The 14,591-nt window shown below is 71.0% G+C and carries 9 protein-coding genes; all 9 read left to right on the top strand.

Annotation, left to right across the window (positions count from 1 at the left end; translation table 11 throughout):
• Positions 1-56 precede the first annotated feature (56 nt).
• The 9 genes from OJ997_RS04875 (at position 57) to OJ997_RS04835 (ending at position 14,564) form a co-directional block, all read left to right on the top strand.
• The gene (locus OJ997_RS04875) at positions 57-692 is read left to right on the top strand and encodes an alpha/beta hydrolase (RefSeq protein WP_270023919.1); all 636 of its coding nucleotides are present in this window, start codon (positions 57-59) and stop codon (positions 690-692) included.
• 38 nt (positions 693-730) lie between these two features.
• Positions 731-3,265, top strand: a complete 2,535-nt coding sequence (gene valS, locus OJ997_RS04870; protein WP_270023918.1) for a valine--tRNA ligase — start codon at positions 731-733, stop codon at positions 3,263-3,265.
• Positions 3,266-3,344: 79 nt separating this feature from the next.
• Positions 3,345-4,751 (top strand): glutamate--tRNA ligase, encoded by a 1,407-nt coding sequence (gltX, locus tag OJ997_RS04865; protein WP_270023917.1) that lies wholly within the window; start codon positions 3,345-3,347, stop codon positions 4,749-4,751.
• 49 nt (positions 4,752-4,800) lie between these two features.
• On the top strand, positions 4,801-6,138 hold the full coding sequence (locus OJ997_RS04860; RefSeq protein ID WP_270023916.1) for an HD-GYP domain-containing protein: 1,338 nt from the start codon (positions 4,801-4,803) through the stop codon (positions 6,136-6,138).
• Between the two features lie 76 nt (positions 6,139-6,214).
• Positions 6,215-6,991, top strand: a complete 777-nt coding sequence (locus OJ997_RS04855; protein ID WP_270023915.1) for a hypothetical protein — start codon at positions 6,215-6,217, stop codon at positions 6,989-6,991.
• Positions 6,992-6,995: 4 nt separating this feature from the next.
• Entirely contained in the window at positions 6,996-7,262 is a 267-nt protein-coding gene (locus OJ997_RS04850) for an SH3 domain-containing protein (RefSeq protein WP_270023914.1), read from the top strand.
• Between the two features lies 1 nt (position 7,263).
• On the top strand, positions 7,264-8,673 hold the full coding sequence (locus tag OJ997_RS04845; protein ID WP_270023913.1) for a sigma-70 family RNA polymerase sigma factor: 1,410 nt from the start codon (positions 7,264-7,266) through the stop codon (positions 8,671-8,673).
• Between the two features lie 24 nt (positions 8,674-8,697).
• Positions 8,698-10,749, top strand: a complete 2,052-nt coding sequence (locus OJ997_RS04840; RefSeq protein ID WP_270023912.1) for an MMPL family transporter — start codon at positions 8,698-8,700, stop codon at positions 10,747-10,749.
• 131 nt (positions 10,750-10,880) lie between these two features.
• Complete coding sequence (locus OJ997_RS04835; RefSeq protein ID WP_270023911.1) at positions 10,881-14,564, top strand: 3-keto-alpha-glucoside-1,2-lyase-like domain-containing protein; 3,684 nt, start codon at positions 10,881-10,883, stop codon at positions 14,562-14,564.
• The last annotated feature ends 27 nt before the right edge of the window (positions 14,565-14,591 follow it).

Genomic DNA, 14,591 nt, shown 5'->3' with positions numbered 1-14,591 from the left:
GAGGGCGCCCGCGCCCTCCCGATCCATCGCCCGGCGCCGTTGGGTAGTGCCGCGGGATGGAGTTGCAGCCCAAGCTGATCCCGGTCCGCGTGCCACACGCCCCGAAGGGCGTCGTGCTCGTCCTCCACGGAGGCGCCGCGCGCCGCGACCGCATGATGGTCAGCCCAACCCAGCTCTCGGTGCTGCGGATGATCCCGATCGCGCGCACGCTCGCGCGGCGCGGGAAGGGCGAGCTCGCCGTGTTCCGGCTGCTGAACTCCCGGCGCGGCTGGGACGCGCATCACACGCCCGTGCATGACGCCCACTGGGCGCTCGACGAGATCGCGGAGCGTCTCGGCACACGGCTCCCGACCAGCCTCGTCGGCCACTCGCTCGGCGGTCGCGCGGCCCTGCTCGCCGCGGGCGCGCGCGACGTCGCGAGCGCGGTGGCGCTCGCCCCCTGGGTCTACCCGACCGACGTCGCCCCGGGCCTCGAGGGCCGGCGGCTCCTGATCGTCCACGGCGACCACGACCGGATCGCCAGCCCGGAGCGGGCCCGCGCGCTCGCCGACGCGCTCTCCGGGCACGCCGACGTCCGGTACGTGAACGTCGTCGGCGGCAAGCACGCGATGCTCAGCCACGGCCGCGAGTTCGTGGAACCGGCGGTCGAGTTCGTGCTCGAGACGCTGCTCGCCCCGGTGGGCGCCCGCTGAGCCCGGTCAGAGCAAGATCGGCCGCTACGATCCGACGCGTGCCCGACATCCCGCAGAAACCGTCGCTCACCGGCCTCGAGACCAAGTGGGACGCCGTATGGGAAGAGTCCGGCACCTACGCCTTCGACCGCACGAAGGAGCGCGGCGAGGTCTACAGCATCGACACGCCGCCGCCGACGGTCAGCGGCTCGCTGCACCTGGGCAGCGCGTTCGGCTACATCCAGACGGACGCGAACGCGCGCTTCCGGCGGATGCACGGCGCCGAGGTCTTCTACCCGATGGGTTGGGACGACAACGGGCTGCCGACCGAGCGCCGCGTGCAGAACTACTACGGCGTCCGTTGTGACCCGACGGTCCCCAACGGCCAGATCCCGGACGAGCCGCTGCCCAAGGGCGAGACGCGCGCGATCTCGCGGCCGGACTTCATCGAGCTCTGCCACCGGCTCACCGCCGAGGACGAGAAGGGCTTCGAGGACGTGTGGCGCACGCTCGGCCTGTCGGTCGACTGGAAGCTGACCTACGCGACGATCGACGACCGCGCCCGCCGTGTGGCGCAGCGCGCGTTCCTGCGCAACCTCGCGCGCGGGGAGGCGTACTCGCAGGAGGCGCCGACCGTCTGGGACGTGGACTTCCAGACCGCGGTCGCGCAGGCCGAGATCGAGGACCGCGAGCAGCAGGGCGCGATGCACAAGCTCGCGTTCGCGCGCACGGACGGCAACGGCGTGATCGAGATCGAGACCACGCGTCCGGAGCTCGTGCCGAGCTGCGTCGCGCTCGTCGCGCACCCCGAGGACGAGCGCTACGCGCCGCTGGCGGGCACCACCGTCAAGTCGCCGCTGTTCGAGATCGAGGTCCCGATCGTCCTGCATCCGCTCGCGGAGCAGGAGAAGGGCACCGGCATCGCGATGATCTGCACGTTCGGCGACACGAAGGACGTGACGTGGTGGCGTGAGCTGAACCTGCCGCTGCGTGCCGCCATGCGCCGCGACGGCCGCTTCCAGGTCGAGGCGCCCGAGTGGCTGGCCGGCAAGGAGCCGCTGTGGGAGCAGCTCGGCGGCAAGAACTCCAAGCAGGCGCGGCGGATCATCGTCGAGCTGCTGACCGAGTCGGGCGACCTGATCGGCGAGCCCAAGCCCGTCCAGCAGCAGGTCAAGTTCTTCGAGAAGGGCGACCGGCCGCTCGAGGTCGTGACGAGCCGCCAGTGGTACATCCGCAACGGCGGCCGCGACGAGGACCTCCGCGAGGCGCTGCTCACGCGCGGGCGCGCGCTGAACTGGAACCCGGAGTTCATGGAGACCCGGTACGAGCACTGGGTCGAGGGCCTCAACGGCGACTGGCTCATCAGCCGCCAGCGCTACTTCGGCGTGCCGTTCCCCGTCTGGTACGCGCTGGACGCCGAGGGCGAGCTCGACTACGAGCACCCGATCGTGCCGGAGGAGTCGGCGCTCCCGGTGGACCCGCAGAGCGACGCGCCCGCGGGCTACACCGAGGACCAGCGCAACCAGCCGGGCGGCTTCACCGGCGACCCGGACGTGATGGACACGTGGGCGACGTCCTCGCTCAGCCCGCAGATCGCCTGCGGCTGGGAGGACGACCCGGACCTGTTCGCGCGCACGTACCCGATGGACGTGCGTCCGCAGGGCCCGGAGATCATCCGCACGTGGCTGTTCTCGACCGTCGTGCGCTCGCACTATGAGCACGGCGTCGAGCCGTGGAAGGACACGCTGATCAACGGCTGGATCCTCGATCCGGACCGCAAGAAGATGTCCAAGTCGCGCGGCAGCGTCACGACGCCGAAGCCGCTGATCGAGGAGTTCGGCGCCGACGGCATGCGCTACTGGGCGCTGAAGGCCGCGCCGGGCGCCGACACCCAGGTCGACAAGGCCGTGTTCAAGAACGGCCGCCGGCTCGCGATCAAGCTGCTCAACGCGTCCAAGTTCGTGCTCGGCGTCGGCACCTTCACGGAGGGCACGGTCACCGAGGCGATCGACCGCTCGCTGCTGCTGCAGCTGGCCGACGTCGTCGACGACGCCACCTCGTCCTTCCAGGCCTACCGCTACGAGCGGGCGCTCTCGCGCATCGAGGCGTTCTTCTGGCGCTTCTGCGACGAGTACCTGGAGCTGGTCAAGAACCGCGCGTACAACGACAGCGACGGTCCCGGCGGCGCGTCCGCGAAGACCACGCTCGGCATCGCGCTGTCCACGCTGCAGCGCCTGCTCGCCCCGTTCCTGCCGTTCGTGACCGAGGAGGTCTGGTCGTGGTGGCAGGAGGGCTCGGTGCACCGCAGTAGCTGGCCGAGCGGCGACGAGCTGCGCGGGCTGGCGGCTGACGGCGACGTGGCCGTCTTCGAGGTCGCGGCCGAGGTGCTGTCGGCGGTCCACAAGGCCAAGACGTCCGAGCAGCGCTCGCTGCGCACGCACGTCCTGCAGCTCACGATCGCCGACACGGTCGAGCGGCTCGCGTCGCTGCGGCTGGCCGAGGCCGACCTGCGCGGCGCCGGCAACGTCGACGAGCTGATCCTCAACGAGGGCGAGGAGCTCCAGGTCTCCGCGGAACTGGAACCGGTCGCATGACTCGCGCTACGCGCTCGCATGCTTCGGCGAGAACTCGCCTGGCGGCTCGCTCTCGCGCCGCTACGAAGGCCGAGGCCGTATGAGCACGCCCCGCTGCCGCTTCGCGCCGTCGCCGACGGGCTACCTGCACGTCGGCTCGGCGCAGTCCGCGCTGTTCAACTGGCTGTTCGCGCGTGGGTCGGGCGGCGAGTTCGTCCTGCGCATCGAGGACACCGACGCCGAGCGCAACCGCCCGGAGCTGACGGACAACATCCTCGACATGCTGCGCTGGCTCGGCATCGACTGGGACGGCGAGATCGTGCACCAGAGCGATCGCCTGGACCGGCACCTCGCCGCCGTCGAGAAGCTCGAGGCCGCGGGCGCCGTCTACTGGTGCGACTGCACGCGCGACGAGATCGACGCGCGCAACAAGGCGCGCAAGGACGGCCGCACGGGCTACGACCGCCACTGCCGTGACCGCGGGCTCGAGAAGGCGCCCGGCAGCGCGCTGCGCTTCCGCGTGCCGGACGGCAAGACGTCGTGGCCGGACAAGGTCCGCGGCGAGGTCACGTTCGAGAACATCAACGTCGACGACTTCGTGGTCTCGCGCTCGACCGGCGCGCCGCTGTTCGTGCTCGCGAACACGGTGGACGACGCCGAGACCGGCATCAACCACGTCATCCGCGGCGAGGACCACGTCAACAACACGGCCAAGTACCTGCTGCTGTGGCAGGCGCTCGGCTTCGGCGAGGTGCCGACGTTCGCCCACCTGCCGCTGCTCGTCAACGAGCAGCGCAAGAAGCTCTCCAAGCGTCGTGACCCGGTGTCCGTGGCGGACTTCAAGGCCGAGGGCTACCTGCCCGAGGCGATGCGCAACTACCTCGCGCTGCTCGGCTGGGGCCCGAAGGACGACATCGAGATCCGCCCGATCGAGGAGATCGTCGCGATGTTCCGGATCGAGGACGTGAGCTCCTCGCCCGCGTTCTTCGACGTCAAGAAGCTGCTGCACATCAACGGCGAGTACATCCGCGCGCTCACGCGGGAGGACTTCATCGCCCGTGCGAGCGAGTTCGTGCCCGACACGCCCGAGGCGAAGGCCCTGCTAGAGGATCTCGCCCCGCTCGTGCAGGAGCGGATCAAGCGGCTGGACGAGGTCGACAGCTACCTGTCCTTCCTCTGGGTCGACGTGCCCGAGCTCGACGAGGCCGCCTGGACCAAGGCGATCAAGGACGAGCGCGCGCACAAGGTCCTCGACCACGTGCAGACCCTGCTCGCCGATGCCGACTGGACGCCCGAGGGCGTCGAGGCCGCGGTCCGCGGCGCGGGCGAGGCGGCCGGCTTCATCAACCCGGAGGGCCAGGTGCAGCTCTCCAAGGCGCAGGCGCCGGTCCGCATCGCGGTCACGGGCCAGCGGATCGGGCTCCCGCTCTGGGAGGGCATCACCGCGCTCGGCCGTGAGCGCACCCTCGCGCGGCTCGCCGCCGCGCGCGAGCGCGCAAGCGCCTAATCGTCCAGTGGGGTGCGGCAGGCCGGTCGGCCTGCCGACAACCCGGAAGGTGGAAGTACGCCTTTCGGAGATCATCTCGGCGCTCTCGTACGCGCTGGACGTGACCGAGGGCCAGCCCGCGGGCCACGCCGCGCGCTCGTGCGCGATCGGCATGCGGATCGCCAAGGTCGCGGGCGTCTGCGACGACGAGCTCTCGAGCCTCTACTACGCGCTGCTGCTCAAGGACGCGGGCTGCTCGGCCAACGCCGGCACCGTGTACGAGCTGTTCGGCTCCGACGACCGCGCGTTCAAGCGCGACCGCAAGCGCACGGACTACCGCTCCACGCGCGTGAACGCCGCGACCGCGTTCCGCGCCACGCTGCCGGACGCGTCGCTGCTCACCCGCCTGCGCCGGTTCGGCGGGTTCGCGTTCGGCGGCGACACCACCGACCGGCTCGTCGCGATCCGCTGCGAGCGCGGCGCGGACATCGCTCGCATGATCGACCTGCCCGAGAGCACGGCCGCGGCCATCCTCGCGCTCGACGAGCACTGGGACGGCGGCGGAGCGCCGTTCGGCCGGGCCGGCGCGGAGATCCCGATCGCGGCGCGGGTCATGGGCCTCGCCCAGGCCGTCGAGATCCACCTGGCCCACCGCGGGCTGGACGCGGCGCTGGACATGGCCGCCGAGCGCGCGGGCCGCTGGTTCGACCCCGAGCTCGTCGCCGCGCTGCTCTCCACCCGGTCCGACCGCGCGTTCTGGGACTCGCTCGGCGGGGACGCGGTCGAGGTCTCCAAGGCCTTCGAGCCTGCCGACCGCGTGCTGATGACCGACGAGGACGGACTCGACCGCGTCGCGGAGGCGTTCGCCACCGTGGTCGACGCCAAGTCGCCGTTCACGGGCCGGCACTCCGTCGGCGTCGCGCGCATCTCGGTCGGCGTGGCCGAGACGCTCGGCCTCGCGCCCGAGACCACGCGCGACCTGCGCCGGGCCGCGCTCCTGCACGACCTCGGCAAGCTCGGCGTCGCCAACACCGTCCTCGACAAGCCGGGCAAGCTCGACGAGGAGGAGTGGGCCGCGATGCGCCGCCACGCGGAGCTGACGATCCGCATCCTCGAGCGCGTGCCGCCGTTCCGCCACTTCGCGCTCGACGCGGGCGCCCACCACGAGCGCCTCGACGGCCGTGGCTACCACCTCGGCCTGACCGCGGAGCAGCTCGGCTGGATGCCGCGCATCCTCGCCGTCGCGGACGTGTTCGAGGCGCTCACCGCCGACCGCCCGTACCGCGACGCGCTCGGGCCCGACGAAGCCCTGGCGATCATGCGCCGCGAGAGCGGCACCGCGTTCTCGAGCGAGCACTTCACGGCGCTCGAGAGCTGGGCGCAGACGCACGCGGCCGTCGCCGCCTGAACAAAGTCCGGGACGCCGGGCGAGAGACGGAGTCATCCACGCAGACAACGTCTTTCGACCAAGGAGCTTCATCCGCATGAAGCGCACCATCCTGGGCCTCGCGGCCGCCGCCGCGCTCGCGGCGCCCGCCACGGCCGCGGCCGCCACGATCGAGCACTCCGTCTCGACCATCAGCTTCGAGAGCGGCTACGAGAACCGCTCGGAGCGGTTCGAGCGCTGGGTCGCCGCCGACCGTGCCCACCAGGTGATCACCGACACGGCGACGGGCGCGCTGCGCTACGAGGCCGCGCAGGATCCCCTGAAGTTCACCGCGTTCGACGCGACCCGCAACGAGCTCGCGACCATCACGGGCGACGGCGCCATGTCCTCGCGCGGCACGTTCGTGCGCTCGCTGCCGTCGCAGGGTGACGACATCCGCACGATGATCGGCAAGGGCTGGCTCGCCAAGACGGGCGAGACGACCTTCCTCGGGCGCGCGGCGCTCACGCTCGCGACCACGTCCGGCGCGCCGGGCGAGGCGCGCGTGGCGACGACCTACGTCGTCGACGCCGCGAACCTGGCGCCCTACCGGCGCATCACGACCGGCACCAGCAGCGGGCAGAGCTACAAGCAGACCGAGACCGTCGAGTCCTTCGACACGCTGCCGCTGGCCGGCAACGAGCACCTGCTCACGTTGAGCGACGCGGGTGCGAACGCCGAGCAGGTGACCTTCGAGGAGCAGGCCCGCCGCATCCTCGACGGCGCCAAGTCCGGCAGCAAGCCGTCGGCGGCCTCCAAGAAGAAGGCCTCGAGCAAGAGCAAGAAGGCCAAGGCCAAGAAGCAGGCCAAGGCGAAGAAGCCGGCGCGCCGGTAAGCGAGTGCGCCTCCGGCTCACGGGCACCGTGACCGGCGTGGCTCTGGCGGCGGCGGCCTTTCCGGCCGCCGCCGCTGCCGCGTCCGTCGAGCGCATCTGCCTGCCTGAAGTGACCGTCCTCGACAGCCCGCGCGGGCTGCCCGTCGGCGTGCTCTACCGCGGCGACCGCGTCGTCGTGCTCAAACGCGACGGCACGCGCCGGTGGATCCGGGTGCGCTCGGCCGCGCCGATCTCCGGCTGGATCACGTCCCGGAGCGTGCGTGGCTGTTGAGGTGCGACGGATCGCGGACGCCGAGCTGGTGCGTCGCCTGCGCGCCGGCGACGACGCCGCGTTCGACGTCATCCATCAGCGCTACGCCAAGCGGCTGGAGCGCTACGCCGCGCGGATGCTCGGCGGGCGCCGCCAGCACGCCGAGGACGTCGTCCAGGAGGCGCTGATCCGCGCGCACCGCGCGATCCAGCGTGACCACGAGCCGCTGCACCTCGCCTCCTGGCTGCACCGGCTCGTGCGCAACTGCAGCCTCGACGAGCTCAGCCGCGCGCGGTTCGCGCCGATCGCCGTCGAGGATCCCGAGCCCGAGGGCTCGTTCGCTCCGTCGCCGCACATGGTGCTCGAGCAGCGCGACGCGGTGCACGGCCTGCTCGCGGACATCGCCGCGTTGCCGGCCGCGCAGCGCCACGCGCTGCTGCGGCGCGAGCTCGACGGGCTCGGCCACGACGAGCTCGCGCTCGAGCTCGGCGTCACGCCGCAGGCCAGCAAGCAGCTCGTGCACCGCGCGCGGCTGAACGTGATCAAGGGCCGCGAGGCGCGCGACACGAGCTGCCTCACCGTCCAGGGCGACCTGCTGGCGGCGCACGACGCCCGCCGTCGCGCGTCCGCGGCGACCTATCGCCATCTGGTCACGTGCCGCGCCTGCCGCGCGTTGCGCGAGCAGCTGCGCACGGTCCGGCGGGAGACGCTGGCGCTCGTTCCGCCGCTCGGCCTCGCCTTCCTGCTCGGAGGCCTGACGATCAAGCTCGGCCCGACCGGCAAGGCGGCGGGCGGGTTCGCGGCGGTCGCGGCGTCGGCCTCGATCGCCGCGCCGCTGATGCTCGGCCCCGGCGACCCCTCACCCGTCACCGTGCGCTCGCCCGCGGTGCCCGGCGGCACGCTGGCCGCGGGCACGCCGCTGCCGAGCGGGACCGCGATGGTCTCGCGCGCACTCACCTTCACCCGCGGCCAGCGCCCGCCGGCCGCGGTCACGCTCTCCTGCCCGGAGGGCACGCGGATCGCGGGGATGCTCCCGCCGCAGGGGCTGCGGATCGGCGTCGGCTACGCCCCGGGGACGATCGCCGGCACCGGGCGCGTTGCGCGGCTCGTGTTCGAGCGCGGGACCGTCGGCCGTGCCGGCACGCTGATCGTCGGCACGCTGTGCCGGCGCGCCGACGCGCGCGGGTCCGTGCTCGCCACCGGGGCGCGCGCGGCGGGCGCGGCGCCGTGGACACGCGCCTGCGCCTCCCATCGCTACCTGCGGGCTCGCCCGCGGACCGACGCGCCGACCGTCGGCTCGGTCCGTGCGCAGCAACCCGTGCAGATCCGCGCCCTCGACGGCCGCTGGGCGCGTGTCCGCACGGACACCGGCGAGCGCGGCTGGGTGGCCGCCGCGGCGCTCTGCGAGGAGGCGCTCGTGTCACATCCGTAGTGCGTCCTTCTACGATCTCGCCCGATGCTCGGAAGGTGGGGGAGAGCGGCCACCCGGTGGCGGCTGCCGGTGGTCGGCGTCTGGATCGTCCTCGCGCTCGTCGGCGGGGTGGTCGGCGGCGGCGTGTTCGACCGCACGCAGACGGTCGACGACCTGCGCAAGAGCGCGGAGTCCGTGCGCGCCGAGGACCGGGTCGACCAGCTCGATCCCGAGGGCGAGACCGTGGTCGCCGTGATCAGCGGCGAGGACTTCTACACGCCCGCGCTGGTGGAGACCGCCACCGCCGTCTTCAACGGGCTGCGGCAGACGCCCGGCATCGTGGACGTCAGCGACGCGTACACGGCCGGCGGGCTCGTCTCCGCGGACGGCAACAGCTCGGTCGCGGTCATCGAGATCGACCCGAAGTACAGCGAGGAGCGTGCGCTCGAGCTCGCGGACCAGATCGTGGAGCGGCTGCGGGCGATCGACGCCCCGGAGGTGCTCATCGGCGGGGAGCTGCTGGCGGAGCGCACGTTCGCCGACCAGGCCGTCGACGACGCCGTCTTCGGCGAGTCGATCGCGCTGGTCGTGCTGTGCGCGGTGCTGATCCTCTTCCTCGGCGGCGTGATCGCCGGCCTGCTGCCGCTGCTCGCGGCGCTCGCGACGATCGCCACCGCGCTGCTGGCGCTCAACGTCCTCGCGGGCAGCGTGGCCGTCAGCGAGTTCGCCGTCAACGTCGTCACGCTGCTCGGGCTCGGGCTCGCGGTCGACTACAGCCTGCTGGTGATCGCCCGCTTCCGCCAGGAGCGCGCGGCCACACCGGACGCGCCGCTCGAGGAGCTGCTGGAACGCACCGTCGCGGCGGCCGGCCGCGCCGTGCTCGTCTCGGGCCTGGCCGTGGCCATCGCCCTCGCCGGCCTGGCCGTGTTCGGCACGCCCGTGCTCGCCGCGATGGCGCTCGGCGGGCTGCTCGCGGTCCTGCTCGCGACGGTCGCGGGGCTCACCTTCGTCCCCGCGCTGATCGCGATCGCGCATGGTCGGATCCCCGCGCCGGGCACCAGGACATGGGTGTGGCGCCGGCCGCGCGCGGGTGGCCGCGGCCTGCTGGCGACCCTCGCCGCCTTCTCCCAGCGCCACCGCGTGCCGGTCGCGCTGGTCTCGACGGTCGCGCTGATCGCGCTCACCGTCCCGGTCACCGGGCTCGACGTGAACAACTCGGACGCCAGCGCGCTGCCCGAGCGCACGCAGGAGCGCCAGGTCGCCGAGCGGCTCGAGCGCGACTTCCCGCTCGCCGCCGTCCCGGTCACGGTCGTGATCGAGGCCGAGACCAACGACCCCAAGATCCAGGACCTGATGCGCTACCTGTGGACGCAGGGCGGCCGCGACGACGTGCAGCTCGCGGACCCGCACCCGGGCGTCACGGTCGTGGAGATCAACCCGCAGGGCCCGTCGGCGGGGGCGAAGGCGCAGTCGATCGTGCGCAACGTCCGCGACTACGGCGCGTCCGTGCCGGTGCTCGTCGGCGGACCGGCCGCGGAGCTGATCGACGCCAAGGAGTCCACGCGCTCACGGCTGCCGCTCGCGCTGCTGGTGATCTTCGTCCCGACCGCGCTGCTGCTGTTCGCGCTCACGCGCTCGGTGCTCATCCCGGTCAAGGCGCTCGTCCTGAACCTGCTCACGCTCGGCGCGACGCTCGGCGCGCTGGTGCTCGTGTTCCCCGGGGCGCTGGACATCACCACGCCGCTGCTGCTGTTCATGTTCATCTTCGGCCTCTCGATGGACTACGAGGTGTTCCTGCTCGCCCGCATCAAGGAGGAGTGGGACCGCACGGGCGACAACGACCGCGCGGTGCTCGCCGGCATCACCGCTTCCGGCCCCGTGGTGACCGCCGCGGCGGTCTCGATCGGCATCGTGTTCCTCGGCTTCGCGCTCGGTGAGCTGGTCCAGGTCAAGCAGGTCGGCGTGGGCATGGCGATCGCCGTTTTCCTTGATGTGACGGTGGTGAGAGGACTGCTGCTTCCGGCCACGATGTCCCTGCTGGGACGCTGGAACTGGTGGCCTGGAGTGCTTACACGAGAAACTGGACGGATGGTTTAGCCGATCACCTGACAAAAGCTCTTCAGTTGCAAACGAAACCTTTGTACCGTCAATGACCAGGTTTCATTTTGCATCCAGGAGGAGGACGTTTGTCCGCTAGTTGGAGGGGCCGCGTCGGTGTAGTTGCCGTCGTGGTGACGGGCGCGCTCGGCGCGTTCGCAGGATCGGCGGTTGCGCAGGATCTGCCGCCGCAGGAGCCGGGCGTGACGATGCGCACGTACCAGTTCCCCAGCGCGCCGAACGGCACGTGCACGCTCAAGAGCGGCCAGACGCCGAACGTCGACAAGTTGATGCAGACCATCGACTGGACGCAGACGTCCGAGTTCGGGGCCATCGACAACTTCCAGACCGAGGTCCTCGCGAACCTCACCATCGCGACCGCGGGCGAGTACACCTTCCGCCTCACCAGCGATGACGGCTCCGTCCTGTGGCTCGACGGCAACGAGGTCGTCAACAACGACGGCATGCACTCGTCGACCACCAAGGAAGGCGCCGCGACGCTGACCGCCGGCGTCAAGAAGCTGCTCATCAAGTACGTCGACGGCGTCAACGAGCAGATCCTCAAGCTCGAGTGGAAGACGCCGGGCTCGAGCTCGTTCGTCGTCGTCCCGAGCTCGGTCCTGTCGACCGAGGCGAGCGTCGTGCGCGTCGTCGCCCCCGGCAGCAAGTACTGCGAGGGCGCGACGGACACGGCCGGCGACGGCCTCCGCCTGGACACGGTCAACCCGAACTACGACCTGACCGACATCCGCCCCACGGCCTTCCAGCCGAAGGTCTCCGGCATGGACTTCCTGCCGGACGGCCGCATGGTCATGACGACCACGGGTGACGTCTCCTCGGGCGGCTGGGTGCCGAACCCGGAGTCCAGCGAGGTCTACGTCCTCGATCACGTCCAGGGTGCGACGACCAAGGACCAGGTGACCTACACCAAGGTCGCCGGCGGCCTGAAGAACGCGATGGGCATCCAGATCATCGACGGCCGCTGGTACGTCTCCGAGCGCGAGGGGCTCACCGAGCTCACGCCCGACGAGAACGGCGACGGCCTGCGCGAGCACAAGCGTCTCGCGTCCTGGCCCAACGGCGGCAACTTCCACGAGTTCGCCTTCGGCCTGATCCACGACGACGACTACTTCTACGTCGCCCGCTCCGTCGCCATCAACAACGGTGGCGCGACGACCGATCCGCAGCCGGGCGTCACGCCGGGCACCGCGATCAAGATCGACCGCAAGACGTGGCAGGTGTCCACCGTCGCCGGTGGCCTGCGCACGCCGAACGGCATCGGCTTCGGCCCCGAGGGCGGCATCTTCGTCAACGACAACCAGGGTGCCTGGCTGCCGGCGAACAAGATGGTCCAGATCAAGCAGGGCCGCTTCTTCAACCACTACACCAACTTCGCCGGTGGTGGCCGCGGCCCGTTCGACGACCAGCCGGTCACGCAGCCCGTGCTGTGGATGCCGCACAACGAGATCGCCAACTCCCCCTCGAACCCCGTCCTGATCAAGGACGGCGAGTTCAAGGGCCAGATGCTGTGGGGCGACGTCACGTACGGCGGCCTGCAGCGCGGCTTCCTCGAGAAGGTCGACGGCGAGTTCCAGGGTGCGGTCTTCCGCCACTCCGCGGGCCTCGAGGTCGGCGTCAACCGCACGATCATCGGCCCGGACGGCGCGATCTACGTCGGCGGCACCGGTGAGGGCGGCAACTGGGGCGAGGACAGCAAGCTCCGCTACGGCCTGCAGAAGCTGACCCCGAACGGCAAGAACGTCTTCGACATGAAGACGATGGAAGTGATCGAGGGCGGCTTCAAGATCATCTACACGCAGCCGGTCGGCGACGCCGCGGTCGCGAAGCTCGCCAACGCCTACAAGTTCAAGCAGTGGCGCTACATCCCGACGTCGCAGTACGGCGGGCCGAAGGTCGACGAGGAGAGCCTGCTCGTCAAGGACGCCTCGATCTCCGAGGACAAGAAGACCGTCACGATCCACGTCGACGGCCTCAAGCCGGGCCGCGTCGTGCACGTGCGCTCGCAGCGTCCGTTCGCCTCCGCCACCGGTGAGGAGCTGTGGAACACCGAGGCGTGGTACACGCTCAACTCGCTGCCGGGCTACACGGCGACGCCGACCCAGACCGGCTACTACGAGGCCGAGGAGGCCGTGCTCGCCGGCGGCGCGTCCGTCGCCACCGAGCACTCGGGCTACTCCGGCTCGGGCTTCGTCGGCGGCTTCAGCAACACCAACGCGTCGATGACGTTCCAGGTCACCGCTGACGCGGACGGCACCTTCCCGGTGAACGTGCGCTACGCGAACGGCCCGAACCCGTCCACCAAGGACAAGTCGGTCGCGCTGTACGTCAACAACGTCAAGCAGCCGAACTGGGTCTTCCCGACCACGTCCACCACGGACTGGAAGGCGTGGGCCTTCAGCACCAAGAGCCTGGCGCTGACGAAGGGCGTCAACCAGATCAAGTTCGTGTTCGAGTCGGGCACGGACGGCAACGTCAACTTCGACGCGCTGAAGCTCGGCGAGTCGAAGGACATCTGCGCTCCGGCGACGCTCGAGCCGGGCTACGTCGGCCTGTTCGACGGCACGCTCGAGTCGCTGACCAAGTGGCGTCTGGCCGGCCCGGGCTCGTTCGGCCGCGTCGACGACTGCTCGATCAAGAGCGTCGGTGGCCTCGGCCTGAACTGGTACACGCCCAAGCAGTTCACGAACTACAGCCTCAAGCTGGACTGGAAGCTCAACGACGACTCCAACGGTGGCGTCTTCGTCGGCTTCCCGAACCCGAACAACGACCCGTGGGTCGCGGTCGACAACGGCTACGAGATCCAGATGGACGAGACCGACGACCTGGTCCACCTGACCGGCTCGATCTACGGCATCCAGGGTGCCGACCGTGCGAAGGTCCTGACGGCGCTCAAGCCGCTCGGCCAGTGGAACACGTACGAGCTGCTCGTCCAGGGCGACAACATCAAGGTCATCCTCAACGACGTCGTCGTGAACGACTACACGGTCACGAACGCGGCGCGGGACCTGGCGGGCTACATCGGCCTCCAGAACCACGGTGACGGCGACAACGTCTGGTACCGGAACATCCGGATCAAGGAAGGCCTGATCGACAACGTCAAGCCGACGATCACGAGCACGCTCGACCCGGCCACGCCGGGCGCGGACGGCACCTACGATCGCGCGGTGACGCTGACGCTCGCGGCCCAGGACGACAAGCCGGGCACGATCGGCATCGAGTACCGCGTCAACGGCGGCGCCTGGACGGCGTACACGTCGCCGGTCACGGTGTCCGCGAAGGGCGAGCACGTGATCGAGTACCGCGCCACGGACGCCGCGGGCAACGTCTCCGAGATCGGGACCAAGACGGTCACGATCAAGGCGACCACGTCGCAGACCAACCACGACCTCGTGGGCAGCGTCCCGGCGACGCTCGCGGTCTCGCTCAGCGGCGGCCAGTCCTCGCTCGGCACGTTCATCCCGGGCGTCGATCGCGACTACACGGCCAGCACGATCGCCACGGTGACCAGCACCGCCGGCGAAGCCGCGCTGACCGTCGTGGACCCGGGCACGACCAACGTGGGCAAGCTCGTCAACGGCACCCACGCCCTGCCGCAGCCGCTGCAGGTCAAGGCCGCGACCGGCGCCTTCGCGGCGCTCTCGGGCAGCCCGCTCACGCTGAAGAGCTTCGCCGACCCGGTCTCGGGCAGCGAGGTCACGGTCGACTTCAAGCAGCCGGTCGCCAAGACCGACGGCCTGCGGACCGGCCAGTACAGCAAGACGTTGACGTTCACGCTGTCGACGACCACCCCGTAGCGCAGTGATCCGCATGCGGGCGCCTTC

It is taken from the genome of Solirubrobacter phytolaccae, from assembly GCF_027587195.1.
Classification (GTDB): Bacteria; Actinomycetota; Thermoleophilia; order Solirubrobacterales; family Solirubrobacteraceae; genus Solirubrobacter; species Solirubrobacter phytolaccae.
This window is presented reverse-complemented; position numbering and strand designations above follow the sequence as displayed.

Coding starts and splice junctions, on each gene's coding strand:
- OJ997_RS04840 (WP_270023912.1), top strand. CDS start 8,698: ATGCTCGGAAGGTGGGGGAGAGCGGCCACCCGGTGGCGGCTGCCGGTG.
- OJ997_RS04875 (WP_270023919.1), top strand. CDS start 57: ATGGAGTTGCAGCCCAAGCTGATCCCGGTCCGCGTGCCACACGCCCCG.
- gltX (WP_270023917.1), top strand. CDS start 3,345: ATGAGCACGCCCCGCTGCCGCTTCGCGCCGTCGCCGACGGGCTACCTG.
- OJ997_RS04855 (WP_270023915.1), top strand. CDS start 6,215: ATGAAGCGCACCATCCTGGGCCTCGCGGCCGCCGCCGCGCTCGCGGCG.